At 63.8% G+C, this 22,195-nt stretch carries 20 protein-coding genes; 9 read left to right on the plus strand and 11 right to left on the minus strand.

Features of this window, described 5'->3' with window-relative positions:
• Positions 1-17 precede the first annotated feature (17 nt).
• From MTX23_RS31955 to MTX23_RS31970, 4 genes are all read left to right on the plus strand, one after another.
• Positions 18-1,247 (plus strand): ABC transporter substrate-binding protein, encoded by a 1,230-nt coding sequence (locus MTX23_RS31955; RefSeq protein WP_280974063.1) that lies wholly within the window; start codon positions 18-20, stop codon positions 1,245-1,247.
• Positions 1,248-1,407: 160 nt separating this feature from the next.
• Positions 1,408-2,634 (plus strand): ABC transporter substrate-binding protein, encoded by a 1,227-nt coding sequence (locus MTX23_RS31960; protein WP_280974064.1) that lies wholly within the window; start codon positions 1,408-1,410, stop codon positions 2,632-2,634.
• A gap of 211 nt (positions 2,635-2,845) precedes the next feature.
• Positions 2,846-4,078 (plus strand): ABC transporter substrate-binding protein, encoded by a 1,233-nt coding sequence (locus tag MTX23_RS31965; RefSeq protein WP_280974065.1) that lies wholly within the window; start codon positions 2,846-2,848, stop codon positions 4,076-4,078.
• Between the two features lie 228 nt (positions 4,079-4,306).
• Positions 4,307-5,590, plus strand: a complete 1,284-nt coding sequence (locus tag MTX23_RS31970) for a glycerate kinase (protein ID WP_280974066.1) — start codon at positions 4,307-4,309, stop codon at positions 5,588-5,590.
• Positions 5,591-5,694: 104 nt separating this feature from the next.
• On the opposite strand, the gene MTX23_RS31975 is transcribed toward MTX23_RS31970, so the two are convergent.
• Positions 5,695-6,213: a MarR family transcriptional regulator gene (locus MTX23_RS31975; RefSeq protein WP_280974067.1), complete on the minus strand. Its 519-nt coding sequence runs from the start codon at positions 6,211-6,213 to the stop codon at positions 5,695-5,697.
• Positions 6,214-6,392: 179 nt separating this feature from the next.
• Here MTX23_RS31975 and MTX23_RS31980 point away from each other — a divergent pair, with 179 nt between their 5' ends.
• The 3 genes from MTX23_RS31980 to MTX23_RS31990 are packed head-to-tail and all read left to right on the plus strand — an operon-like array spanning position 6,393 to position 9,936.
• A complete protein-coding gene (locus MTX23_RS31980; protein ID WP_280974068.1) occupies positions 6,393-7,433 on the plus strand; it encodes a branched-chain amino acid ABC transporter permease in 1,041 nt (346 codons plus the stop codon).
• Between the two features lie 5 nt (positions 7,434-7,438).
• Positions 7,439-9,208 (plus strand): branched-chain amino acid ABC transporter ATP-binding protein/permease, encoded by a 1,770-nt coding sequence (locus MTX23_RS31985; protein WP_280974069.1) that lies wholly within the window; start codon positions 7,439-7,441, stop codon positions 9,206-9,208.
• The gene (locus tag MTX23_RS31990; RefSeq protein ID WP_280974070.1) at positions 9,205-9,936 is read left to right on the plus strand and encodes an ABC transporter ATP-binding protein; all 732 of its coding nucleotides are present in this window, start codon (positions 9,205-9,207) and stop codon (positions 9,934-9,936) included. Before MTX23_RS31985 ends, MTX23_RS31990 begins: the two co-directional genes overlap by 4 nt.
• A gap of 74 nt (positions 9,937-10,010) precedes the next feature.
• Here MTX23_RS31990 and MTX23_RS31995 read toward each other — a convergent pair whose 3' ends face one another.
• From MTX23_RS31995 to MTX23_RS32035, 9 genes are all read right to left on the minus strand, one after another.
• Positions 10,011-11,162 (minus strand): ABC transporter substrate-binding protein, encoded by a 1,152-nt coding sequence (locus MTX23_RS31995; RefSeq protein ID WP_280974071.1) that lies wholly within the window; start codon positions 11,160-11,162, stop codon positions 10,011-10,013.
• Between the two features lie 88 nt (positions 11,163-11,250).
• Complete coding sequence (locus MTX23_RS32000) at positions 11,251-11,670, minus strand: thioesterase family protein (RefSeq protein ID WP_280974072.1); 420 nt, start codon at positions 11,668-11,670, stop codon at positions 11,251-11,253.
• 194 nt (positions 11,671-11,864) lie between these two features.
• Positions 11,865-12,626, minus strand: a complete 762-nt coding sequence (locus MTX23_RS32005; protein WP_280974073.1) for an SDR family NAD(P)-dependent oxidoreductase — start codon at positions 12,624-12,626, stop codon at positions 11,865-11,867.
• Between the two features lie 20 nt (positions 12,627-12,646).
• Complete coding sequence (locus MTX23_RS32010; protein ID WP_280974074.1) at positions 12,647-14,530, minus strand: feruloyl-CoA synthase; 1,884 nt, start codon at positions 14,528-14,530, stop codon at positions 12,647-12,649.
• Complete coding sequence (locus MTX23_RS32015) at positions 14,527-15,321, minus strand: crotonase/enoyl-CoA hydratase family protein (protein WP_280974075.1); 795 nt, start codon at positions 15,319-15,321, stop codon at positions 14,527-14,529. Before MTX23_RS32015 ends, MTX23_RS32010 begins: the two co-directional genes overlap by 4 nt.
• Before the next feature lie 147 nt (positions 15,322-15,468).
• The gene (locus MTX23_RS32020) at positions 15,469-15,930 is read right to left on the minus strand and encodes a DUF3237 domain-containing protein (RefSeq protein WP_280974076.1); all 462 of its coding nucleotides are present in this window, start codon (positions 15,928-15,930) and stop codon (positions 15,469-15,471) included.
• Between the two features lie 45 nt (positions 15,931-15,975).
• Positions 15,976-17,280, minus strand: coding sequence for a TRAP transporter permease (locus tag MTX23_RS32025; protein WP_280974077.1), 1,305 nt, complete (start codon positions 17,278-17,280; stop codon positions 15,976-15,978).
• A 6-nt stretch (positions 17,281-17,286) separates the two neighbouring features.
• Entirely contained in the window at positions 17,287-17,853 is a 567-nt protein-coding gene (locus MTX23_RS32030; protein WP_280974078.1) for a TRAP transporter small permease, read from the minus strand.
• Between the two features lie 123 nt (positions 17,854-17,976).
• Complete coding sequence (locus tag MTX23_RS32035) at positions 17,977-18,999, minus strand: TRAP transporter substrate-binding protein (RefSeq protein WP_280974079.1); 1,023 nt, start codon at positions 18,997-18,999, stop codon at positions 17,977-17,979.
• A 283-nt stretch (positions 19,000-19,282) separates the two neighbouring features.
• On the opposite strand from MTX23_RS32035, the gene pobA reads away from it, so the two are divergent.
• On the plus strand, positions 19,283-20,452 hold the full coding sequence (pobA, locus tag MTX23_RS32040; protein WP_280974080.1) for a 4-hydroxybenzoate 3-monooxygenase: 1,170 nt from the start codon (positions 19,283-19,285) through the stop codon (positions 20,450-20,452).
• A gap of 261 nt (positions 20,453-20,713) precedes the next feature.
• A complete protein-coding gene (locus tag MTX23_RS32045; RefSeq protein WP_280974081.1) occupies positions 20,714-21,151 on the plus strand; it encodes a PaaI family thioesterase in 438 nt (145 codons plus the stop codon).
• A gap of 58 nt (positions 21,152-21,209) precedes the next feature.
• Here the strand turns inward: MTX23_RS32045 and MTX23_RS32050 are convergent, their stop codons facing one another.
• The gene (locus MTX23_RS32050) at positions 21,210-22,103 is read right to left on the minus strand and encodes a LysR family transcriptional regulator (protein ID WP_280974082.1); all 894 of its coding nucleotides are present in this window, start codon (positions 22,101-22,103) and stop codon (positions 21,210-21,212) included.
• Between the last annotated feature and the right edge of the window lie 92 nt (positions 22,104-22,195).

Here is a 22,195-nt window from a genome sequence, read left to right on the forward strand (position 1 = left end):
ATCCAAGGGAGATCAAAATGCCTGCTATCCATCTGCGATTGGGGGTCTTTTCGGCCGCGCTCGCACTGCTCGCAGCGACCACGAGCCCCTCCATCGCACAGAAAAAATACGACGCCGGCGCCTCCGACACCGAGATCAAGATCGGCAATATCATGCCGTATAGCGGTCCGGCGTCCGCATACGGGGTGATCGGCAAGACCGAGGAAGCCTTCTTCCGCAAGATCAACGCCGAGGGCGGCGTTAACGGTCGCAAGATCAACTTCATCAGCTATGACGACGCCTACACGCCACCGAAGACGGTGGAGCAGGCGCGCAAGCTGGTCGAGAGCGACGAGGTGCTGCTGATCTTCAACTCGCTCGGGACCCCGCCGAACTCGGCGATCCAGAAATACATGAACCAGAAGAAGGTGCCACAGTTGTTCGTCGCGACCGGTGCCACCAAGTGGAACGATCCGAAGGACTTCCCCTGGACCATGGGCTGGCAGCCCAACTATCAGAGCGAATCCAGGATCTATGCCAAGTACATCCTGAAGAACCATCCGAACGCCAAGATTGCCGTGCTCTACCAGAACGATGACTACGGCAAGGACTATCTGAAGGGATTCAAGGACGGGCTCGGCAAGAAGGGGGCGTCGATGATCGTCGCCGAGGACAGCTACGAGGTGACGGAGCCGACCATAGACTCCCACATCGTGAGGTTGAAGGCGTCCGGCGCTGACGTGTTCTTCAACATCACCACGCCGAAATTCGCTGCGCAGGCGATCAAGAAGAACGCCGAGATCGGCTGGAAACCGCTGCACTTCCTCAACAACGTGTCCGCTTCGATCGGCAGCGTCATGAAGCCGGCAGGCTTTGAAAATGGGCAGGACATCATCTCGTCGGCCTATTTCAAGGATCCCACTGATCCGCAATGGAAGAACGATGCGGCAATGAAGGCCTGGAATGCGTTCCTAGACAAGTACTATCCCGAGGCCAACCGGGCCGACGGTTCGGTGATGTATGGCTTCATCGTCGCCCAGGGCCTTGTTCACGTGCTGAAGGCCTGCGGCGACAACCTGACCCGCGCGAACGTCATGAAGCAGGCGGCCAGCCTGAAGGACTTCGAACCTCTCGGCCTGCTACCGGGCGTCAAGGTCAACACCTCGGCGACCGATTTCGCGCCCATCTCACAACTGCAACTGATGCGTTTCAAGGGCGAGACCTGGGAGCGCTTTGGTGACATCCTGAGCAGCGATGTCGGTGGTTAAGCCTTAACGACAGACTAAAGACGCAGCCCCTGCGGCAATGTCGCAGGGGCTTTTCATTGAGGCGCCCCCAGCAAAATGATAATCACGTCGAACAATAAAAGAGCCTTCGACATAAAAGGCCGCGATACATCAGTCTGACAACAGGGAGAGAGACGTTAATATGTCCGCTACTCGACGCTTGGCGGTCCTTGCGGCCGCATTCGCGCTTGTCGCCACATCAGGTGGTGCGGCGCTTGCCCAGAAGAAATACGACACCGGGGCCAGCGACACCGAGATCAAGATCGGCAACATCATGCCCTACAGCGGCCCCGCATCCGCCTACGGCATCATCGGCCGCACCGAGGCCGCTTACTTCAAGAAGATCAATGACGCCGGCGGCATCAACGGCCGCAAGATCAATTTCATCTCCTATGACGACGCCTATTCGCCGCCAAAGGCCGTGGAGCAGGCGCGCAAGCTCGTCGAGAGCGACGAGGTGCTGTTCATCTTCAATTCGCTCGGCACGCCGTCGAACTCGGCGATCCAGAAATACATGAACTCCAAGAAAGTGCCGCAGCTGTTCGTCGCGACCGGCGCCACCAAGTGGAACGATCCGAAGGATTTCCCCTGGACCGTGGGCTGGCAGCCCAACTACCAGAGCGAGACCCAGATTTACGCGAAATACATCCTGAAGAATCTGCCGAATGCCAAGATCGCCGTGCTGTATCAGAATGACGATTACGGCAAGGACTATCTGAAGGGCTTGAAGGACGGGCTCGGCCAGAAGGCCGCGAGCATGATCATCGCCGAGGAGAGCTTCGAGACCTCTGAGCCGACCATCGACAGCCACATCGTCAAGCTGAAGGCGAGCGGCGCCGACGTCTTCATCGACATCGCAACGCCGAAATTCGCGGCGCAGGCGATCAAGAAGGTCGCAGAGCTTGGGTGGAAGCCGACCCATTTCCTCAACAACGTATCGGCCTCCGTCGGCAGCGTGATCAAGCCCGCCGGCTACGCGAATGCGCAGGACATCATCTCGGCGGCCTATCTGAAGGACGCCTCCGACAAACAGTGGGACAATGATCCCGGCATGAAGGAATTCTACGCCTTCATGGCGAAGGACTTCCCCGAAGGCGACAAGCTCGATGGCGGCACCGTGACCGGCTACGGCGTGGCCCAGACCCTGGTCCAGGTGCTCAAGCAGTGCGGCGACAATCTCACCCGCGAGAACGTCATGAAGCAGGCCGCGAGCCTCAAGGACTTCCGCACCGAGGTGCTGCTGCCCGGCATCAAGATCAACACCGGCCCGACCGACTTCGCCCCGATCAGCCAGCTCCAGCTGATGAAGTTCAAGGGCGAGAGGTGGGAACTGTTCGGCGACGTGATCAGTGCCGACGTCGGCGGCTGACCTGCCGCCAAAATCGAATGACGCGGCCCCCTGCGATACCGTCGCAGGGGGCTTTTCGTTAGCTATAAGCCCGGACGGCCTGACCGGAAGAACCGACCGCGGGCGCTGCCTGCTTACACTTTGCCTGGCAATGCGCTAGGTAGACCGGCGGCAGACCAACGAGAAACCAGCCGTCTCAGAAAGGCGGCAGCAAATAGGGAGCTTTCAGGACATGCCGATGCCGATCCGACACCGTGTCGCAACCGCCCTTCTCGGCCTTGCCGTCGCCGCCGCGACCGGCAACGCCGCGCTGGCGCAGAAGAAGTACGACACGGGTGCGAGCGACACCGAGATCAAGATCGGCAACATCGTGCCCTATAGCGGCCCGGCCTCGGCCTATGGCGTGGTCGGCAAGGCAATGGCCGCCGTGTTCAAGAAGGTGAACGACGAAGGCGGCATCAACGGACGCAAGATCAACTTCATCTCCTATGACGATGCCTATTCGCCACCGAAGGCGGTCGAGCAGGCCCGCAAGCTCGTCGAGAGCGACGAGGTGCTGCTCCTGTTCGGCACGCTCGGCACCGCCTCCAACACCGCGATCCAGAAATACCTCAACGCCAAGAAGGTGCCGCAGCTGTTCGTCGCGACCGGTGCGACCAAGTGGAACGCCCCGAAGACCTTCCCCTGGACCATGGGCTGGCTGCCCAGCTACCAGAGCGAGTCGCTGATCTACGCGAAATACCTGCTCAAGGAGAAGCCGGCCGCCAAGGTCGCCGTGCTCTACCAGAACGACGACATGGGCAAGGACTACCTCAAGGGTCTCAAGGACGGTTTTGCCAGCGATCCCTCGCGCATTGTCGCCGAGGAGAGCTACGAGGTCGCCGAACCCACCATCGACTCCCACGTTGTGCGGCTCAAATCGTACAATCCTGACGTCGTCATCTTCTTCACCACGCCGAAGTTCGGCGCGCAGGCGATCAAAAAGCTCGGCGAGATGAACTGGAAGCCGGTCACCATCGTCTCCAACGTCTCGGCCTCGACCGCGGCGGTGATGCGGCCGGCGGGGCTGGAGAATGCGCAGGGCGTGATCTCGGCGGCCTATGCGAAGGATGCCAGCGATCCGCAGTGGAAGGACGATGCCGGCATGAAGGCCTTCGACGAACTGCTCGCAAAGTACATGCCTGACACCAACCGCGTCGAATCCTCGGCGATGACCGGCTACAACATGGCGACCACCATGGTTGAGGTGCTGCGCCGCTGCGGCGATGATCTCACCCGCGCCAATGTGATGGCGCAGGCGGCCAGCCTGAAGCAGTTCGCGCAGGGCGGCCTGTTGCCGGGCGTGACGCTGACCACCGGGCCTAACGACTTCCAGCCGATCGAGCAGCTGCAGCTGATGCAGTTCAAGGGCGAGCGCTGGCAGTTGTTCGGCGACGTCGTCAGCGGCGAGATCGCCGGCAACTGAGACGAGATGGCTCTTGTTTCGATCCAAGCGCCGCAATTTCCCCCTCACCTCCCCCGCTTGCGGGGGAGGTCGGATCGCATCAAAGATGCGATCCGGGTGGGGGCTTTCTACGCAATACGACTCGTGGCAACACCCCCACCCTAACCCTCCTCCGCAAGCGGGAGAGGGAATGCAGCGTGCAATTCGGCCCGACCTCACTCGCGCCTCGGCTCTCGCGAAAGCACAACCATGACCGACCGACGTCCCTTCCTGCGTTCGATCTTCGATGCGGCGGTCGCCGCTGCGCACCCCGACGTCGTGCTGGCGTCGCGGCTGCGACCGGTGCCGAAGGGACGCGTGATCATCCTCGCCGCCGGCAAGGGCGCCGGCGCGATGGCTGCAGCGGCCGAGCGCCATTACCTCGACGCGCTCGGCCTCGATCCGGCGCGGCTGGTCGGCATCGCGACCACCCGCCACGGCCATGGCGTGCCGACGCGGCGCATCACGGTGGTCGAGGCCGGCCATCCGGTGCCCGATGAGGCCGGCTTGAGGGCAGCCGACGATACGCTGCAGCTCGCCGCGGAGGCAACGCCTGACGACCTGCTGCTGGTGCTCCTGACCGGCGGCGGTTCGGCGAACTGGATCGCGCCGGTCGAGGGCGTTACTTTTGCGCAGAAGCAGCAGGTCAACCGCGCGCTGCTGCGCTCAGGCGCACCGATCGGCGAGATGAACACCGTCCGCAAGCACCTGTCGCGCATCAAGGGCGGGCGGCTGGCCCGTGCCGGCCAGCACGCCGCCGAGATCGTCACGCTGGCGATCTCCGACGTCCCGCATGACGATCCCTCCGCGATCGCATCTGGACCAACGGTCCCCGATCCGACCACGCTGGCGGATGCCCGCGCTTTGGTCGCCAAATACAATCTCTCGATCGACGATGCCGTGCGCCGCGCGCTCGACGATGTCAGCAATGAAAGCTGCAAGCCGGGCGACCCCGCTTTCGCCCACGCGACCTTCGAGTTGCTGGCGAAGCCGAAAGCCTCGATCGATGCCGCGGTGAAGGTCGCGCGCGACGCCGGCTACGAGACCATTGCGCTCGGCGCCGATCTCGAGGGCGAGGCGCGCGAGGTCGCAGCCGACCATGCGCGCCTCGCGCTCAAGGCGCGCAGCGAAGGCAAGCGCGTTGCGATCCTGTCCGGCGGCGAACTCACGGTGACCGTGCGCGGCAGCGGTCGCGGCGGCCCCAACCAGGAATACGCGCTGGCGCTCGCCGACCTGCTCAAGGATACGCCGAATGTGTCGGCGCTTGCCGCCGATACCGACGGTGCCGACGGCGGTGCCGGCAGCGCCACCGATCCGGCCGGCGCCATGATCGATCACGCGACATTCGCGAAAATGAGATCGATGGGCCTCGATCCCAAGGCCTATCTCGAGAACAACGATGCCACCGGTTTCTTCGCCAATACCGGCGATCTGCTGCTGACCGGCCCGACGCTGACCAACGTCAACGATGTGCGGGTGATTTTGGTCGACTGATTGATCGTCATTCCGGGGCGCGTGTCAGCGCGAACCCGGAACCTGGAGATTGTGGCACGAGATTCCGGGTTCGTCGCTGCGCGACGCCCCGGAATGACAGACCCTCAAAACTCCTGCGCAAGCTTGGCCAGCATTTCCAGAAGCGCGGCATGGTTGGCGGGGCCGAGCACCTCGATCAGCCGCGCCTCGTGCTTGTTGGCAACGAGCTTCTTGGCGCGCGCCAGCACGGCGCGGCCCTTGTCGGTCAGCACCAGGATGTGGGAGCGGCGGTCGTTGGTGGATCGCATCCGGGCGCAGAGGTCGCGGCTCTCCAGCGCATCGAGCATCGCGACGAAGTTCGGCCGCAGGATGCCGAGCGTATTGGCGATCTCGGTCTGGTTGCGGCCGGGATTCTTGTCGAGCAGGAGCAGTACCGAGAACTGCGCCGGCGTCAGCTGCAGCGGCGCGACGCAGCGCAGGAAGTCCTCGAATACCTTGAGCTGTGCGCGCTTCAACGAATAGCCGAGCAGTCCGGACAGCTCGCCCAGTTGCAGCATGCTGTCGTCCCCGACGGCATCGACCGGTTCCCTGCGCAGGGCGCGCGGTGGTCTGACGGCGTCGGAGGCGGTCTTGGAAACAGTCATCGCTCCAGGCTCGTAATCCCGGTACAAGGATCCCGCGCGACGTTCGGGGATCTTGAGATTATGTTCGATAATTGTTATCCACTATATCAAATATCGGCCGCTATCAACAGCCGATATCGGCCGACCTGACCAGCATAAACGGTTGCGGCGGCCCGACGCTTAAGGGGGAGCGCTCGGCCTTGAATACAACGATCATGCTGTTCCTGCTGCAGGACGGCATCACCAACGGCGCGATCTACGCACTGCTCGGGCTCGCCCTGGTGCTGGTGTTTGCTGTCACGCGGGTGATCCTGATCCCGCAGGGCGAATTCGTCACCTATGGTGCGCTGAGTTACGCCATGCTGGCGACCGGACAGGTGCCGGGCACGGTGCAACTCGCCGTCGCGATGGGCCTCGTTGCCTTCGCGCTGGACCTGTTCTTCGCACGCAAATCGCTGCATGCGCGGCTCGTCTTGCGTTCCGCCGCGCTCAACATCGCCTTCCCCGTCGCGCTGCTTGGCCTCACCTATGCGCTGGTCGGCCCCAGCACGCCGGTCGCGGTCAACATCGCCCTGGCGCTCCTGATTGTGGCGGCGATCGGACTGTTTCTCTACCGCATCGCGTTCCAGCCGATCGCCCACACCTCGGTGCTGGTGCTCTTGATCGCCTCGGTCGGCTGCCATCTCGCACTGCAGGGTCTTGGCCTGGTGTTCTTCGGTGCCGAAGGGCTGCGCGCGCCGGCACTGTCGAATGCCGCGGTGACCGCGGGGCCGCTGCGCTTCACCGGCCAGAGCCTTGCGGTGTACGGCCTGACGATGGCCTCCATCGTCGCGCTGTGGCTGTTCTTCGGCTACACCAAGACCGGCAAGGCGTTGCGCGCCACCGCCGTCAACCGCCTCGGGGCCCGCCTCGTCGGCATCCGCACCACGCTGTCCGGCCAGATCGCATTCCTGCTCGCCTCCGTCATCGGCGCGATCTCCGGCATCCTGATCGTGCCGATCACCACGCTCTACTACGACACCGGCTTTCTGATCGGCCTGAAGGGCTTCATCGCCGCCATCATCGGCGGCCTCGTCAGCTATCCCTTGACCGCGGTGGCGGCCATCCTGGTCGGCATCGTCGAGGCCTTCTCATCGTTCTACGCCAGCAATTTCAAGGAAGTCATCGTCTTCACGCTGATCCTTCCCGTACTGGTGCTGCGCTCGCTCGCGGCGCCAGAGGTCGAAGAAGAGAAGGATTGAGCGCGATGACGCAGCGGCTTCCCCTCATCATCTTCACGCTCGTGATGGCGGTGATCCCGCTCGTCCCGGGCGTCCCGCCGTTCTGGATCGTGCTGCTCGACAATGTCGGCCTCGCCGCGCTGGTCGCGATGGGGCTGGTGCTGCTCACCGGCGTCGGTGGCCTCACCTCGTTCGGCCAGGCCGCGTTCTGCGGCTTCGGCGCCTACACCACGGCGGTCCTCACCACCGCCTATGGCATGTCGCCGTGGCTGACGCTGCCGGCCTCGCTGCTGGTCAGCGGCATCGCGGCCGTGCTGCTCGGCATCGTCACGGTCCGGCTCTCAGGCCACTACCTGCCGCTCGGCACCATTGCCTGGGGCATCGGCCTGTTCTACCTCTTCAGCAAGCTCGAATTCCTCGGCCGCAACGACGGCATCTCCGGAATTCCGCCCCTCTCGATCAGCTCGTTCAAGATGCTGAGCCCGGACGCGATCTATTACGCGATCTGGGTCGCGGTGCTGCTCTCCGCGCTGCTGACGATGAACCTGCTGGATTCCCGCACCGGACGGGCCATCCGCGCGCTACGACGCGGACATATCGCCGCGGAGGCATTCGGCGTGCAGACGCCGCGCGCCAAGCTCCTGGTGTTCATCTATGCCGCGGTGCTGGCCGGCCTGTCCGGTTGGCTCTACGCGCATTTCCAGCGCGCCGCCAACCCGACGCCGTTCGGCGCGCAGGCCGGCATCGAATATCTGTTCATCGCCGTCGTCGGTGGCGCCGGCTATGTCTGGGGCGCCGTGCTCGGCGCCGGCATCGTCGTGGTGCTCAAGGAAGTGCTGCAGAGCTACCTGCCCTACATCTTCGGCGGTCAGAGCCAGCTCGAGACCATCGTGTTCGGCATCATGCTGGTGCTGCTGCTGCAGCTCGCGCCATCGGGGGTCTGGCCGTGGCTGATGTCCCGGCTGCCGTTCAAGCCGGCCCGCAAGACACCCGACACGTCGCTGAAGCTGGAACATCGCGCGCGGGCGCCCGGATCGTCGTCGGTGCTGCTGCATGTCGAAAAAGCGCGTAAGCAGTTTGGCGGCGTGATCGCCGTCAACGACGTCTCCTTCGACGTGAATGCCCGGGAGATCGTCGCACTGATCGGCCCGAACGGCGCCGGCAAGAGCACGACCTTCAACCTGATCACCGGCGTCTTGACCGCAACCAGCGGCGCGATCTCGGTGTTCGGCCGCAAGGTCGAGAACGCGCCGCCGCAGGAGATCGTCAAGCTCGGCGTGTCCAGAACCTTCCAGCACGTCAAGCTGGTGCCCGACATGACCGTGCTCGAGAACGTCGCAATCGGCGCGCATCTGCGCGGATCATCCGGTGCGATCTCCAGCATGCTGCGGCTCGACCGTGCCGACGAGGCGAAGCTGCTGGCGGAGGCCGCGCGGCAGATCGAACGGGTCGGCCTGTCCGACCAGATCGACCAGCTCGCGGGCTCGCTGTCGCTCGGACAACAGCGCATCGTCGAGATCGCGCGCGCCCTGTGCGTCGACCCGATGCTGCTGCTGCTCGACGAGCCAGCCGCCGGCCTGCGCCACATGGAAAAGCAGCGGCTGGCCGCGCTGCTGCGGCAATTGCGCGACGGCGGCATGTCGGTGCTGCTGGTGGAGCACGACATGGGCTTTGTGATGGACCTCGCCGACCGCATCGTGGTGCTCGATTTCGGCACCAAGATCGCGGAAGGCACGCCAGCCACCATCAAGACCAATCCCGACGTGATCAAGGCCTATCTCGGAGCCGCAGCATGAGCGCGCTGCTGACAGTTGCCGACGTCCATATCTCCTACGGCAAGGTCGAGGCCGTGCGCGGCGTTTCACTCGACGTCGCCGAGAACGAGATCGTCACCATCATCGGCGCCAACGGCGCCGGCAAGACCACGCTGCTCAACGCCGTGATGGGCATCCTGCCGCTGAAGGGCCGCACGACCTTCGCCGGCACCGACCTCGTCCCGCTCGACATCGAGGACCGCGTCGCCACCGGCTTGAGCCTGGTGCCGGAGCATCGCGAATTGTTCGGCACCATGAATGTCGAGGACAATCTCGAGCTCGGTGCGTTCCGCATCCCGAAGGCGACCGCGGCAACCTCGCTCGAGCGGGTCTACACGCTGTTTCCGCGCCTGAAGGAGCGGCGCAGGCAGCTCGCCGGCACGCTCTCCGGCGGCGAGCAGCAGATGCTGGCGATGGGCCGGGCCCTGATGGGCGCACCGAAGCTATTGATGCTGGACGAGCCGAGCCTTGGGCTCGCTCCGATCATCGTCGCCGACATCTTCCGCATCGTCGGCGAACTCCGCGCTGCCGGCGTCTCGGTGCTGCTGGTCGAGCAGAACGCGCAAGCAGCGCTGCAGATCGCCGACCGCGCCTATGTGATGGAGCTCGGCGAGTTCGTGCTCAGCGGCTCCGCGAAAGACATCGCTGCCAACAAGGCCGTCGCGGCGAGCTATCTCGGCTTCCAGCACGAAGGCGAAAGCGCGATTTAGGGCGCGCTATCATCGCAGCAAAAAAGCCGGCCTCGCTGAGACCGGCTTCTTCGTTTCACAAGCCCGCAACCAGCTTACATCGCCGGAACGTACTTCCCGTCCTTCACCGTCAGCAGGATGCGCGAACGGTCGTCGAGGCCGTAGCGGTCCTTTTCGGTCCAGTTGTAGACGCCCTGGGTCGCGACGATTTCCTTTTCCGAGATGAACGCCTTGCGGATCGCCTCGCGGAATTCCGGCGTGCCGGGCTTGGCCGTCTTAAGCGCCACCGGGACGACGCGTTTCAGCACCTCGAAGGCGTCGTAGGAGTGGCCGGCGAACTGGCTGCGGCTGTTGGGACCGTATTTTGCCTCATAGGCGGTGTTCAGCGCGAGGCCCGGCTTCTTGGTCAGCGCGCTGTCCGGCTGCGTCTCCGGCGACATCACAGGACCTGCCGACATGATGACGCCTTCGGCGGCCGCACCCGCGATCCGGATGAAGTCCATGCTGGCGGCGCCATGGGTCTGATAGATCAAGCCCTTGTAGCCGCGCTCGCGCAGCGCGGTCTGCGGCAGCGCCGCGGCGGTGCCGGAAGCTCCGATCAGGATGGCGTCGGGATTGGCGGCGACGAGCTTGAGCACCTGGCCCGCGACCGAAGTATCGGGACGCGCGAAGCGCTCCTCGTCGGTCATGGTCAGGCCCATCGGCACCGCCTGCTTTTTGAAGTCGTTGACCCAGAGGTCGCCGTAGGAATCGGAGTAGCCGATATAGCCGACGGTCTTGATGTTGTGCGCCTTCATATGCTCGTAGAGCACCTTGCCCATGATCGGGATCGACTGCGGCAGGTCGACCGACCACTTGGCGCGCGCCTCGTTGATCGGGAACGGCGCAAGACCAAGATGCGGAATGCCGGCTTCGTTGGCGACCGTCGACACCGCGATCGACGGCGGCGTGGTGCAGGAGCCTATGATGATGTCGGCCTTGGACTCGGTGACGAAGCGCCGCGCATTGGTGGTCGCAGCGGTCGGGTCGCCGCCGTCATCAAGCACGATCAGCTTGAGCGGCACGCCGCCGATCTCCTTCGGCACGAAATCGAGCGCGTTGCGCTCGGGGATGCCAAGGGCTGCGGCAGGTCCGGTGGTCGAGATCGAGATACCGATGGTGATTTCGTTGGTCTGCGCCAGTGCTGGCGCTCCCGGCAGCGCAACAGCCGCCGCGAACGCCGCGGCGGCGAAAGTGGCCTTCCTCATCTATTCCTCCCTGCGGATAGTGTTTTGGGTTTAAACCAATTTTGCGGGGCAAATTCAGCCCCTTCTTTAGGTCATGGAGGGCTGCGAGTCAGTCCTTCATGAAACGGTCAACGATCTCCTGCGGAAACGGCGCCGATTTCAATTTGTTGGGATCGTCCGGGTGGCGGCCGACCAGCACCCGGGTTTCGAACGCCTCGATCGCAAGCGCCTCGCCCTTGAACACGCGGTGCACCACCTCGAAGCTCGAGCGCTTGATGCTCTCGATCCGGCTCTCGATGGTGATCCAGTCGCCGTAGGTTGACGGGATATAGAATTTCGCCCGCGTGTCGACCATGGGAATGCCGGCCAGCCCGTATTTGTGGATGATATCCTGCTTCGAGAAACCGGCTGCTTCGAACATGATCGAGGTCGAATCGTCGAACATCGCGAAGTAGCGCGGGTAGTAGACGATGTTGGCGGGGTCGCAATCGCCCCACTGGATCTGCACGTCGCGCCGATGAACGAACATGGTTTAGCGAACTCCGATAGTGCGGCACCAGCGATTGGCTCCCTCTCCCACGGGGAGAGGGCTGGGGTGAGGGGGTACGGTCTTCGTTGTTGATCGCAACCCCTCACCCGGATCGCTGCGCGATCCGACCTGTCCCAATGGGAGAGGTGGAAGCGAGCTCGCCAGACGCTCTCGACCTATGCTCATGGCCATACTTAGCGCGGCGCCATTCGGAGCGCGGCATCGAGCCGCACCACTTCGCCGTTCAGATAGGGGTTGTCGATCATGTGCAGCGCCAGCGAGGCGAACTCGTCGGCCTGGCCGAGCCTGCGCGGGAACGGAATCGCTGCGGCAAGCGAATCCTGCGCCTCCTGCGGCAGGTTGGCGAGGAGCGGCGTGAGGAACAGGCCGGGCGCGATCGTCAGCACGCGGATGCCGAACTGCGCGAGCTCGCGGGCGATCGGCAGCGTCATCGCAACGATGCCGCCCTTCGACGCCGAATACGCCGCCTGCCCGATCTGGCCGTCATAGGCGGCGACGGAAGCGGTGCAGATCACAACGCCGCGTTCGCCGGTCGCAAGCGGCTCCAGCTTGGACATGTCAGCGGTCGCAAGCCGCAGCATGTTGAAGGAACCGATCAGATTGATCTTGATCACCTTGTCAAAATCGCCAAGCGCCATCGGCCCCTCGCGGCCGATCACGCGCTTTGCGACCCCGATGCCGGCGCAGTTCACCAGCACGCGCGCCGGGCCGTGCGCCTTGGCGGCTTGCGCGACCGCGGCTTCGGCGGCCGCCGCATCGGCCACGTCGCAGACCAGCGGAATGCCGCCGATCTCGGCCGCCACGCTCTCCGCGAGCTTGGCATTGAGGTCGCAGACCGCGACCTTGGCGCCTTGCGCGGCCAGCCGGCGCGCGGTTGCGGCGCCCAATCCCGATGCACCTCCGGTGACGATGGCGGCCTGATCCTTCAACTGCATAGCGGTTCTCCTCTTCGAAATCAGGTTAGCGTGATGACGGATGCCGGCGGCACCGGCGCATAGAGCGTTTCGATCAACGCAGCGCGATGCTCCAGCACCGCGCGCTGGTTGATCGAACCCTTGTCGGTGACCTCGCCGCGGTCGATCGATAGCGGCGTGTCGAGCAGGATCGCGCGGGTGATACGGTTCGACGAACCGGTCGCGCTGGCGAGGAATCGCGCGAAGCGTTCGTGGAAGGCCGCGCGCACCAACGGATCGGCGGCAGCCGCCGCGACGTCGTTGGCCGCAAGATTGGGATTGATCAGGCGGCAGCCGTCGAGGTCGAGGATGACGATCGCCGAGATCTCGTCGCGGTTGAGGCCCGCGATCACGACGTCGCGCACCAGCGGCGCGCAAGTGCCGACGAAGCGCGCCCTTAAAGGACCGACGCTGACCCAGGTGCCGCTTGCCAGCTTGAAGTCTTCGGCGATGCGGCCGTCGAAGTCGAAGCCGGCATCGAAATCATTGGGATTGGCAGGCTTCAGCGCATCACCGAATTTGTAGAAGCCCTCCTCGTCGAAGGCCTTGGCGGTCAGATCCGGCTGGCGCCAGTAGCCCGGCGTCACGTTCGGTCCCCTGGCGCGGACTTCCAGCTTGCCGTTGTTCGGCACAAGCTTGGCCTCGTTGCCCGACACGGGAAGCCCGACATGGCCGGAGCGGCTGGTGGCGGGGCGCACCGACATGAAGAACGGTGAAGTTTCAGTGGCGCCCAGGCCAGTCAGAACAGGCACGCGATAGCCCTTCTCCCGCACCGCGAGCTCATCGAGGCTGTTCCAGACGAACGGCGACAGCGCCGCGCCCGAGAAGAACATCGCATGCAGACGGTCGAAGAATTTCGCCCGCAAGCTCGCATCGTCGCGCAAGTAAGGCAGCAGCGATTCGTAGCCCTTGGGTACGTTGAAATAGACCGTCGGCGAAATCTCGCGCAGGTTTCGCACGGTCTCCTCGATGCCGCCGGGCATCGGCTTGCCCTCGTCGAGATACATCGAGCCGCCGTTGTAGAGCGTCAATCCGATATTGTGGTTGCCACCGAAGGTGTGATTCCACGGCAGCCAGTCGACGATGACGGGCGGCTCATCCTTCAGGAACGCCAGGGTCTCGCGCAGCATCACCTGATTGGCGCAGATCATGCGCTGGGTGTTGATGACGGCCTTGGGGTCGCCCGTCGACCCCGACGTGAGCAAGAACTTTGCGATCGTGTCCGGGCCAATTCCCTGATGGACCGCGTCAAGACGCGGGTTTTCCGGCGTCGCCAGGAGATCGGTGAGCCGGATGACGTCGCGGCCGGGCACGGCACCGCGGCTGGCCGCGATCTCGATACCCGCAGGCACATTGGCGATCAGCGCATCGGCGAATTTGTCGGCGTCGTCGACGAAGACGAGGCCCGGCGTCAGCAGCTTGATCAGGAAACTGAGCTTGCCGTAATCGCGCGACACCAGCGAATAGGCCGGCGAGACCGGACAGAACGGAATGCCGGCATAGAGCGCGCCGAACGCGATCAGCGCGTGGTCGACCGAATTGCCAGACAGGATCACGATCGGCCGCTCGGCGGACAATCCGCGCGCGATCAGCGCCGACGCGAGATGCCGGGTCGTCTCCAGCAGTTGCGCGTAGGTGATCTGCCGCCAGCCACCGCCTGGCGCGCGCTCGGCCATGAACACGCGGTTCGGCTCGGCCCTGGCCCAGTGATGCAGGCGGTCGGTGATGCGAACGGGATAGTCGGCAAGCTTCACCTTCGGACGAAGATAGATCGTGCCGTCGGCGCGGCGCTCGACGGTGACGACTGGATTGCCGAAGGAGATCGGGCGCAGCGGATGTGCGCTGGCGGCTGTCGCGGACGGGGGGGTATCAGGCTCGGCGCTCATGTCGGCTTCACCTTGGCGGTCTTGCGGTCAAGGAATTCGCGGATCCGCCGCTTGGCTTCCTTGTCGCTCTGCGCGACGGTCGCCATCAGGGATTCCATCAGCAGCCCGGTCTGCGGATTGGCCTCCGCGATCATCGGCAACGCCTGCAGCACCGCGAAATTGGTCAGCGGCGCGTTCGCGGCGGCGCGCTCGGCAAGCTGCAGCGCCTTCGGCAGCGAGCCGCCGGCCTCGGTGAGATATTGCGAGAATCCGTAGGAGGCGCCTTCGGTCGCGGAATAGACGCGGCCGGTCAGCATCATGTCGGCCATCCTCGGCACGCCGATCAGCCGCGGCAGCCGCACCGATCCGCCGCCGCCGACGAAGATGCCGCGCTGCCCCTCCGGCAGCGCGAAATAGGCAGAAGGCTCGGCGACGCGGATATGCGCCGCGCAGGCAAGCTCGAGCCCGCCGCCGATCACGGCACCCTTCAGTGCGGCGATGACCGGCACGCGGCAATACTGGATGCGGTCGAACACGCGATGCCACATCTGGGAATGCACAAGCCCTTCGGTCGCGTCGCGCTCGGTCAGTTCGGACAGATCGAGGCCGGAGGAGAAGTGATCGCCGATGCCGTGGATGACGACGGCGCCGATCGTATCGGGAATGGCGGAAAAGCAGCCCTGCAGCGCAAGGATAATGCCGTCGTTCAGCGCGTTGCGCTTGGCGGGACGGTTGAGGCCCACGGTCAGCACGGCGCCGGACTGTTCGATCTTGAGCAGCGCCGCATGGTCAGCGGCGGAGGCGTTTCCCATGGCGTTATTGTTTCCTGTTCAGAATAGTTATGTTGTATAACTATCATCGCAGGAGTCAATATGCCCTGGGACTTCACACTCCTCCGGACGGAGCGGGCTATTCCGTATGGCGACGGCGACTCTGGAGCTGAGCCGGGTTTGCAGAACCTACAGCACCTGATGCACGTCGATCACGACGCGGTCGGCGTGGCGCGCGGCGGAGGCGATGAAGATGTGCTCCATCAGCCAACGATATTTCTCGGCACCGGTCTCGAACTTCGGCACGGTGCGGAAATAGATCAGCTTTGGATCAACCGGCTCGCCGCGCTTCAGCTTCTGCAGCAGATCGACCGGCCCGAACCGGATGCCCTTGTTCTCGACATAAACCACGGCGCCGTCGTCGGTCTCGAATGCATATTTCGCCTCCAGCTCGATCAGCTCGTTGGGCCGGATCATCTGGAAGTCGGCGCCGAAGCTCAGCACCTTGCCGTTGACCTTCTCTCCCCTCACCTCGCCGCCGGTGATCGGGATGATGCGGCGGACGCCGGTCCCGATGTCGCCGGCGGAAGTCACGTCAGCGATACGTGCGGTGATCGTGAAGACGTAGCGAGTCTGGATTTCAGGCGCCATCGTAAGCTCATTCGCTGATCGGCATGATCCGTTTCCGGATCATGCCTAGCCAATCATGCGCTGCGGCAACCAGGTCGCGAGCAGCGGGAACAAGATCAGGATCACCAGCCGGATCAGATCGGTGATCACGAAGGGCAGCACACCGGCAAAGATCGTCGACATGTTGACGTCCTTGATCACGCTCTTGATCACGAACACATTCATGCCGACCGGCGGATGGATCAGGCCGAGTTCGACCGTCATCACGATGATGATGCCGAACCAGATCGGGTCGAAGCCGAGCGAGGTGACGACCGGGAACACGATCGGCACGGTGAGGATCACCATCGCCATCGCGTCCATCAGGCAGCCCAACACAATATACATCAGCAGGATCAGCGCCAGTACGCCATAGGGGCCGATGCCGAGCCCGGTGAGGAAGGCGGTGACGTTCTGCGGCGTCTGGGTAATGGTGAGGAAATAGCCGAAGCAGAGCGCGCCGATCAGCACGGTGAACACGGCGGCCGCCGTGCGGGTCGCCTGCAGCAGCGATTGCAGGATACCGTCCTTGGAGAGCCTGCCGCGGAGGATGCCGATGATGAAGGCGCCGACCGCACCGACCGCGCCGGCTTCGGTCGGGACAAAGAAGCCGCCGTAGAGGCCGCCGATCACGAACAGAAACAGCAGCAACGGCGCCCAGACATCGCGCAGCGCCAGGACACGCTCGTGCCATTTGGCCTTTGGCCCCGCCGGCAGGAATCCGGGCCGCGTCACCCCGATGATGCCGATCGTGATCATGTGCATGAGGATCGCGAGCAGGCCCGGGATGACGCCGGCGATGAACAGCTTGCCGATATCCTGCTGGGTGATGATGCCATAGACCGCAAGCACCGTGGACGGCGGCAGCATCGCCCCCAGGGTGCCGCCAACCGCGATCACGCCGGTCGAGAACGATTGCGGATAGCCGAAGCGGCGCATCTCGGGATAGGCCACCGCGGAAAATGTCGCGGCGGTCGCGACCGACGAACCGGAGATCGCGGCAAAGCCGCCGCAGGCGGCAATGGTCGCAATGCCGAGCCCGCCCTTCCAGTGGCCGACGAACGTATTGGCGGCGCGGAACAACTCGCGGCTGATGCCGGAGACGGACACGAAGGCGCCCATCAGCAGGAACATCGGGATCACGCCGAAGGAATAGTCCGTCACCGTGCGCATCGTGGTCTGGCCGACCAGTTTCAGCGCCGGCTCGAAGCCGGTGAGATAGCCAAAGCCGGTGATGCCGACGAGGCCCATCGCCATGCCGACGGGGACGCGCAACAGCATCAGCACGAACAGGCTGACAAAGCCGATGACGGCTACGGTCTCGCTGCTCATAACCGGCTACTCCGCGGTCTTGATCTTGGCATCGTGGATGTCTTCCGGATGGAAGATCAGCCGGTAGGTGCGGATCGCAATCAGCAGCACCGCGGAGACGTCGCCGATCCACGACACCAGGAAGAACGGCCAGACCGGCACACCAAGATCCATGGTGACGATGTGGCTGTTCCTGGTGTCGATCACCTTGTCGACCAACGTGTAGGTTTGCACCGTGACGACGAACAGCAGCACCAGCGTCGCGAAGATGTCGATCCAGCGCTGGTAACGCGGCGAGGCATTGGCCCACACCAGGTCCACGGTGATGTGAGTGCCGCGATAGCTGGTCGCCGCAATGCCCCAGAAGATCAGGATGCCGAGCAGGAACTGGCCGAAATTGTAGTAGTCGGGGATCGTCACCGAGAAGAATTTGCGCATGAACACCGCAGTGAAGGTGTTCAGCGCGACGACGCCGACGAAGAATGCTGCGACCCATTCGATCGAATCGATGAAGCGGTCCATGAAATTCTTGCGGGCCGGCTCGGGCGGACCGGTGATGACGCCGTCTTGAGTGACTTCAGGATTGGCAGCCATGATGTCGGACTATCGCTGTCAGGAGCGGTCATTCCGGGAGTTCACAAGGCGAGCGAGCCCCGGACCTGGACGTTATGAACGAGCTTCCGGGGACGCGCCAGCGCGCGCCCCGGAATGACGGAATCAGAATCCGGCGTCGTACTTTTTCAGGGTCGCCTGCAGATCGGCAGCGATCTTTTCCGGATCGCCACCGGCCTTCTTCACCGCCTCGGCCCAGCTGTCATGCAGCGGTTTGACCGCCTTCTTCCACTCGGCGAGTTGATCCGCAGTCAACTGATAGACCTCATGACCCGCCAGCGCCTTCATCTTGGTGCGGCCATTGGCCTCGAACTCGGTCCAGGGGTCGGTGACCTTGGAAGCCCATTCCGGCGTGCAGTGATCGTCGATCACCTTCTTCTGGGCATCCGACATCGAGTTATATTTGGCGAGGTTAATGTTGTAAGTGAACACGGTCGTGTAGAGCGGCACGTCCATGTGGTACTTCACCACCTTGTCGATGCCGAACAGGAAGATCGAGCCCCAGGGGAAGGTGATCTCGTCGGCCACGCCGCGCTCGATAGCATCGCGCGCTTCCGGCGCGGACGCCTGCACATTCGTGCCGCCGAACATCTTCACCATCTCGCCGATCGTGCTCTGGGCGGGGCGCACCTTCACGCCGTTGAGGTCGGTCGGCAGCAGGATCTTCTTCTTGCCGTGCAGCGCGCCCGGATCGTGGATGAAGGCGAAGCAGAGCTTGGTGTCCTTCATCTCGGTCGGCGCGTATTTGTGGTACCATTCGTTCAGCGCCAGCGTGCCCTTCTTGCCGTCGGAGAACACGAACGGAAGCTGGCCTGCGGCCGCGATCGGGAAGCGGCCAGGCTGATAGCCGGGATTGACGTAGGTGACGTCGGCGATGCCGTCGCGCGCCATGTCGTAATGATCGAATGCCTTGCCGAGCTGCTCCGACGGGAACACGGTGATCTTGATGGTGCCGCCCGAGGCCTTTTCGATGTCGGCGGCCCAGGCCTGCGTCGCCGGAACCAGCGGATGTGCCGGCGGTACCCAGAGCGACACTTTCAGATTGACCGTCTTGTCCTGCGCCAGCGCAGGTGCAACAGCCAGCGTGACACCCGCGGCCACGAGCAGCGCCAACAACGCCTTCTTCATTCGATCTCCTCCTCTCCATGACGGCGGGCTTTGCGCCCGGTCTCGTTACTTAACATGTTATATATCTTGCGCGTTTGTTCAAGGCGAAATGCGCCCGCCAGACACCGCGTCGCACCGGCGGTCATCCGGCCGAATCGGTCTCTTGCATTGCGGCGAAGTCCCCTCGCTGATCAAACGCGCTTTGCGAAGACTGTTATATGATATAATCACCATGGCAAGCCGACGACGGCAGCCCGCGACGTGCGGGCCATGATCAAGCCTACCTTATCGGAAGGAGCGGGTATTGCGGACAAAAGTAGCAATCATAGGCGCAGGTCCGGCCGGACTGTTGCTTGGGCAACTACTTCATACCTTTGGCGTAGACAACGTGATCCTGGAGCGCCAGACCCCGGAATATGTGCTCGGGCGCATCCGCGCCGGCCTGCTCGAGGAAGGCACGGTGTCCCTGCTCGAGAAGGTCGGCGCCGCCGACCGGTTGCATCGCGAAGGTCTGGTCCATCACGGCGTCGAATTGGCGTTCGGCGGCGCGCGGCATCGCATCGACATGCATGGCCTGACCGGCAAGTCCGTAACGATCTACGGCCAGACAGAGGTCACGCTTGACCTGATGAACGCCCGCAAGGCCGCCGGGCTGACCTCGATCTACTCGGCCGCCGACGTCAAGCCGCATGATTTCGACACCGATCATCCGCGCGTCACCTATGTGAAAGACGGCGTCACCGATGAAATCGCATGCGATTTCATCGCAGGCTGCGACGGTTTCCACGGTATCAGTCGTGCCAGCGTGCCGGCGTCGGCGATCACGAGCTATGAGCGGATCTATCCGTTTGGCTGGCTCGGCATCCTCTCGGAAACGCCGCCGGTGTCGTCGGAGCTGATCTACAACAACCACGAGCGCGGTTTTGCGCTCTGCACCATGCGTTCGACCCACCGCAGCCGCTATTACGTGCAGTGCCCGCTCGACGATCATGTCGACCAGTGGTCGGACGAGCGGTTCTGGGACGAACTGAAGCGCCGCGTCGACCAGAAGGCCGCCGACGAGCTCGTCACCGGACCCTCGATCGAGAAGAGCATCGCACCGTTGCGCAGTTTCGTCGCCGAGCCGATGCGGTTCGGCCGGATGTTCCTTGCCGGCGACGCCTCGCATATCGTGCCGCCGACCGGCGCCAAGGGCCTGAACCTCGCCGCCAGCGACGTGCACTACCTGTCGCAGGCGCTGCGCGAATATTATGACGAGAAGTCCTCGGCCGGAATCGACGGCTACTCCGCCAAAGCGCTGGCGCGGGTCTGGAAGGCGGTGCGCTTCTCCTGGTGGATGACCTCGATGCTGCACAAGTTCCCCGACGACGGCGAATTCGCCGCGCGCATCCAGATCGCCGAGCTGGACTATCTCGTGAGCTCGAAGGCCGCGTCGACCTCGCTGGCGGAGAATTATGTCGGGCTGCCGTTCTAGGCACCTTGCCGGGCTCTTTGCGGTTTTCATCGCCGCCTGCCGGTCGTCATACCCCGCGCATGCGGGGTATCCAGTACGCCGCGGCTCCTCGATTCAAGCGCTGGCGTCTCTGGAATACTGGATCACCCGCCTTCGCGGGTGATGACGAACCGGCCGCATTCAAACACGAGCGCAAATTTCGTTTAAAACTTTGTAGGCGGTGAAACTGTCATCGACATCGCGTTCAATGGCGCAAACGAAACGCCAATGCGCGAGCCTCAGATGAGCACCGATACGCCAATCCTCGACATCCCCGCCGGCTTCGAGCCGCATTTCCGCAAGAGCCCGCTCACTGATCCCTGGGAGCCGCTTTACGCAAAGAAGACCGACAAGGCCGTGATCCTCGGCCTGCGGCTGGCCAAGCCACACACCAATGCACGCGGACTGATCCATGGTGGGCTGATCGCCGCACTCGCCGACAACGCGATGGGCTATAGCTGCGGGCAGGCAACGGGCTGGACCACCACTTTTGTGACGATCTCGCTGGCGGTCGATTTCGTCGGCACCGCGAATATCGGGCAATGGCTCGCGGTAGAGAGCGAGGTGATCAAGACCGGCAGCACGATCTGCTTCGCGCAGAGCCTGATCAAGGCCGACGGCGTGACGATCGCGCGCGCCAACGGCACCTTCCGCGTGGTGCCGAAGAAGGCGTCGGGCTGAAGCGTTTACGGGCGCAGTGGACCCCGGTTCGCGTGAGGAAAGCGCGTCGAACGAAGGTCTAGCCGAAATGCCAGTCATCGATCTCGGTGACGAGATCGATGAAGGTGCGGACCTTGGCCGACAACAGCCGCGAGGTCGGGTAGACGATGTGGATCGGCAGCGCCGGCTGCTCGAACTCCGCAAGCACGATTCTGAGCCGCCCGGCCTTCAGCGACGCGGCCGCCTGGTAGGCCAGCACCCGCGTCAGGCCGCCGTCCTGCTCGGCATATTGGATGGCGGCATCCGAGCTGTTGCTGGCAAAGCGCGGCGAGCTCGCGACCCTGATCTCGCGACCGTTCTCCGCGAAGCGCCAGTCGGGCGCTGCGGTCATGGCGCCGAACTGGATCATGTCATGCGCCGCGATGTCCGCGGGCCGCTTCGGCTCGCCGCGTGCCATGAGATAGCCCGGCGAAGCCACCACGATGCGCCGCATCTCGCCGACATGCCGTGCCACCAGCGTCGAATCGGGCAGATGGCCGATCCTGACCGCGGCATCGACGCCGTCCTCCACGAGGTTGACGACCCGGTCCGTCAGACGCAGGTCGACGCCGACGTCGGGATAGCGCTTCAGGTAGGCGGTCACGACCGGGCTGACATGCAGCCGGCCGAAACCGACCGGGGCCGAGATCACCAGCCGGCCCTCAGGGTGCGTGCGCTCGCCCTCCACCGCATCCTCGGCCTCCTCGACATCAGCGAGGATCCGCCGCGCCCGCTCCAGGTAGCGCGAACCGGCGTCGGTCAGCGTCACCTGCCGAGTGGTCCGCTGCAAGAGCCGCGCGCCGAGCCGCTCCTCCAGCGCCGCAATCAGCCGCGTCACGGCCGACGGCGACAGGCCGAGCTTGCGGGCGGCAGGCGCGAAGCCCTCCAGGTCAGCCACGGCGACGAAGGCCTGCATAGCGTCGAGACGATCCATACCACTATTGCATAATCCGCAACAGTGAAGTGTCAACTCACAAGATTACTTACTTCCATGAAACGACCATCTTTCCCACCAAGGACGACCGC

It is taken from the genome of Bradyrhizobium sp. ISRA436, from assembly GCF_029910015.1.
Lineage (GTDB): Bacteria > Pseudomonadota > Alphaproteobacteria > Rhizobiales > Xanthobacteraceae > Bradyrhizobium.

What these genes read in the sequence shown, in the direction of transcription:
- MTX23_RS32010 (WP_280974074.1), bottom strand. Translation starts at nt 14,530, where the DNA reads ATGAGCGCCGAGCCTGATACCCCCCCGTCCGCGACAGCCGCCAGCGCA.
- MTX23_RS31965 (WP_280974065.1), top strand. Translation starts at nt 2,846, where the DNA reads ATGCCGATGCCGATCCGACACCGTGTCGCAACCGCCCTTCTCGGCCTT.
- MTX23_RS31995 (WP_280974071.1), bottom strand. Translation starts at nt 11,162, where the DNA reads ATGAGGAAGGCCACTTTCGCCGCCGCGGCGTTCGCGGCGGCTGTTGCG.
- MTX23_RS32020 (WP_280974076.1), bottom strand. Translation starts at nt 15,930, where the DNA reads ATGGCGCCTGAAATCCAGACTCGCTACGTCTTCACGATCACCGCACGT.
- MTX23_RS32005 (WP_280974073.1), bottom strand. Translation starts at nt 12,626, where the DNA reads ATGCAGTTGAAGGATCAGGCCGCCATCGTCACCGGAGGTGCATCGGGA.
- MTX23_RS32045 (WP_280974081.1), top strand. Translation starts at nt 20,714, where the DNA reads ATGAGCACCGATACGCCAATCCTCGACATCCCCGCCGGCTTCGAGCCG.
- MTX23_RS31955 (WP_280974063.1), top strand. Translation starts at nt 18, where the DNA reads ATGCCTGCTATCCATCTGCGATTGGGGGTCTTTTCGGCCGCGCTCGCA.
- MTX23_RS31990 (WP_280974070.1), top strand. Translation starts at nt 9,205, where the DNA reads ATGAGCGCGCTGCTGACAGTTGCCGACGTCCATATCTCCTACGGCAAG.
- MTX23_RS32035 (WP_280974079.1), bottom strand. Translation starts at nt 18,999, where the DNA reads ATGAAGAAGGCGTTGTTGGCGCTGCTCGTGGCCGCGGGTGTCACGCTG.
- MTX23_RS31975 (WP_280974067.1), bottom strand. Translation starts at nt 6,213, where the DNA reads ATGACTGTTTCCAAGACCGCCTCCGACGCCGTCAGACCACCGCGCGCC.
- MTX23_RS32000 (WP_280974072.1), bottom strand. Translation starts at nt 11,670, where the DNA reads ATGTTCGTTCATCGGCGCGACGTGCAGATCCAGTGGGGCGATTGCGAC.
- MTX23_RS32030 (WP_280974078.1), bottom strand. Translation starts at nt 17,853, where the DNA reads ATGGCTGCCAATCCTGAAGTCACTCAAGACGGCGTCATCACCGGTCCG.
- MTX23_RS32050 (WP_280974082.1), bottom strand. Translation starts at nt 22,103, where the DNA reads ATGGATCGTCTCGACGCTATGCAGGCCTTCGTCGCCGTGGCTGACCTG.
- MTX23_RS32015 (WP_280974075.1), bottom strand. Translation starts at nt 15,321, where the DNA reads ATGGGAAACGCCTCCGCCGCTGACCATGCGGCGCTGCTCAAGATCGAA.
- MTX23_RS31970 (WP_280974066.1), top strand. Translation starts at nt 4,307, where the DNA reads ATGACCGACCGACGTCCCTTCCTGCGTTCGATCTTCGATGCGGCGGTC.
- MTX23_RS31960 (WP_280974064.1), top strand. Translation starts at nt 1,408, where the DNA reads ATGTCCGCTACTCGACGCTTGGCGGTCCTTGCGGCCGCATTCGCGCTT.
- MTX23_RS32025 (WP_280974077.1), bottom strand. Translation starts at nt 17,280, where the DNA reads ATGAGCAGCGAGACCGTAGCCGTCATCGGCTTTGTCAGCCTGTTCGTG.
- MTX23_RS31985 (WP_280974069.1), top strand. Translation starts at nt 7,439, where the DNA reads ATGACGCAGCGGCTTCCCCTCATCATCTTCACGCTCGTGATGGCGGTG.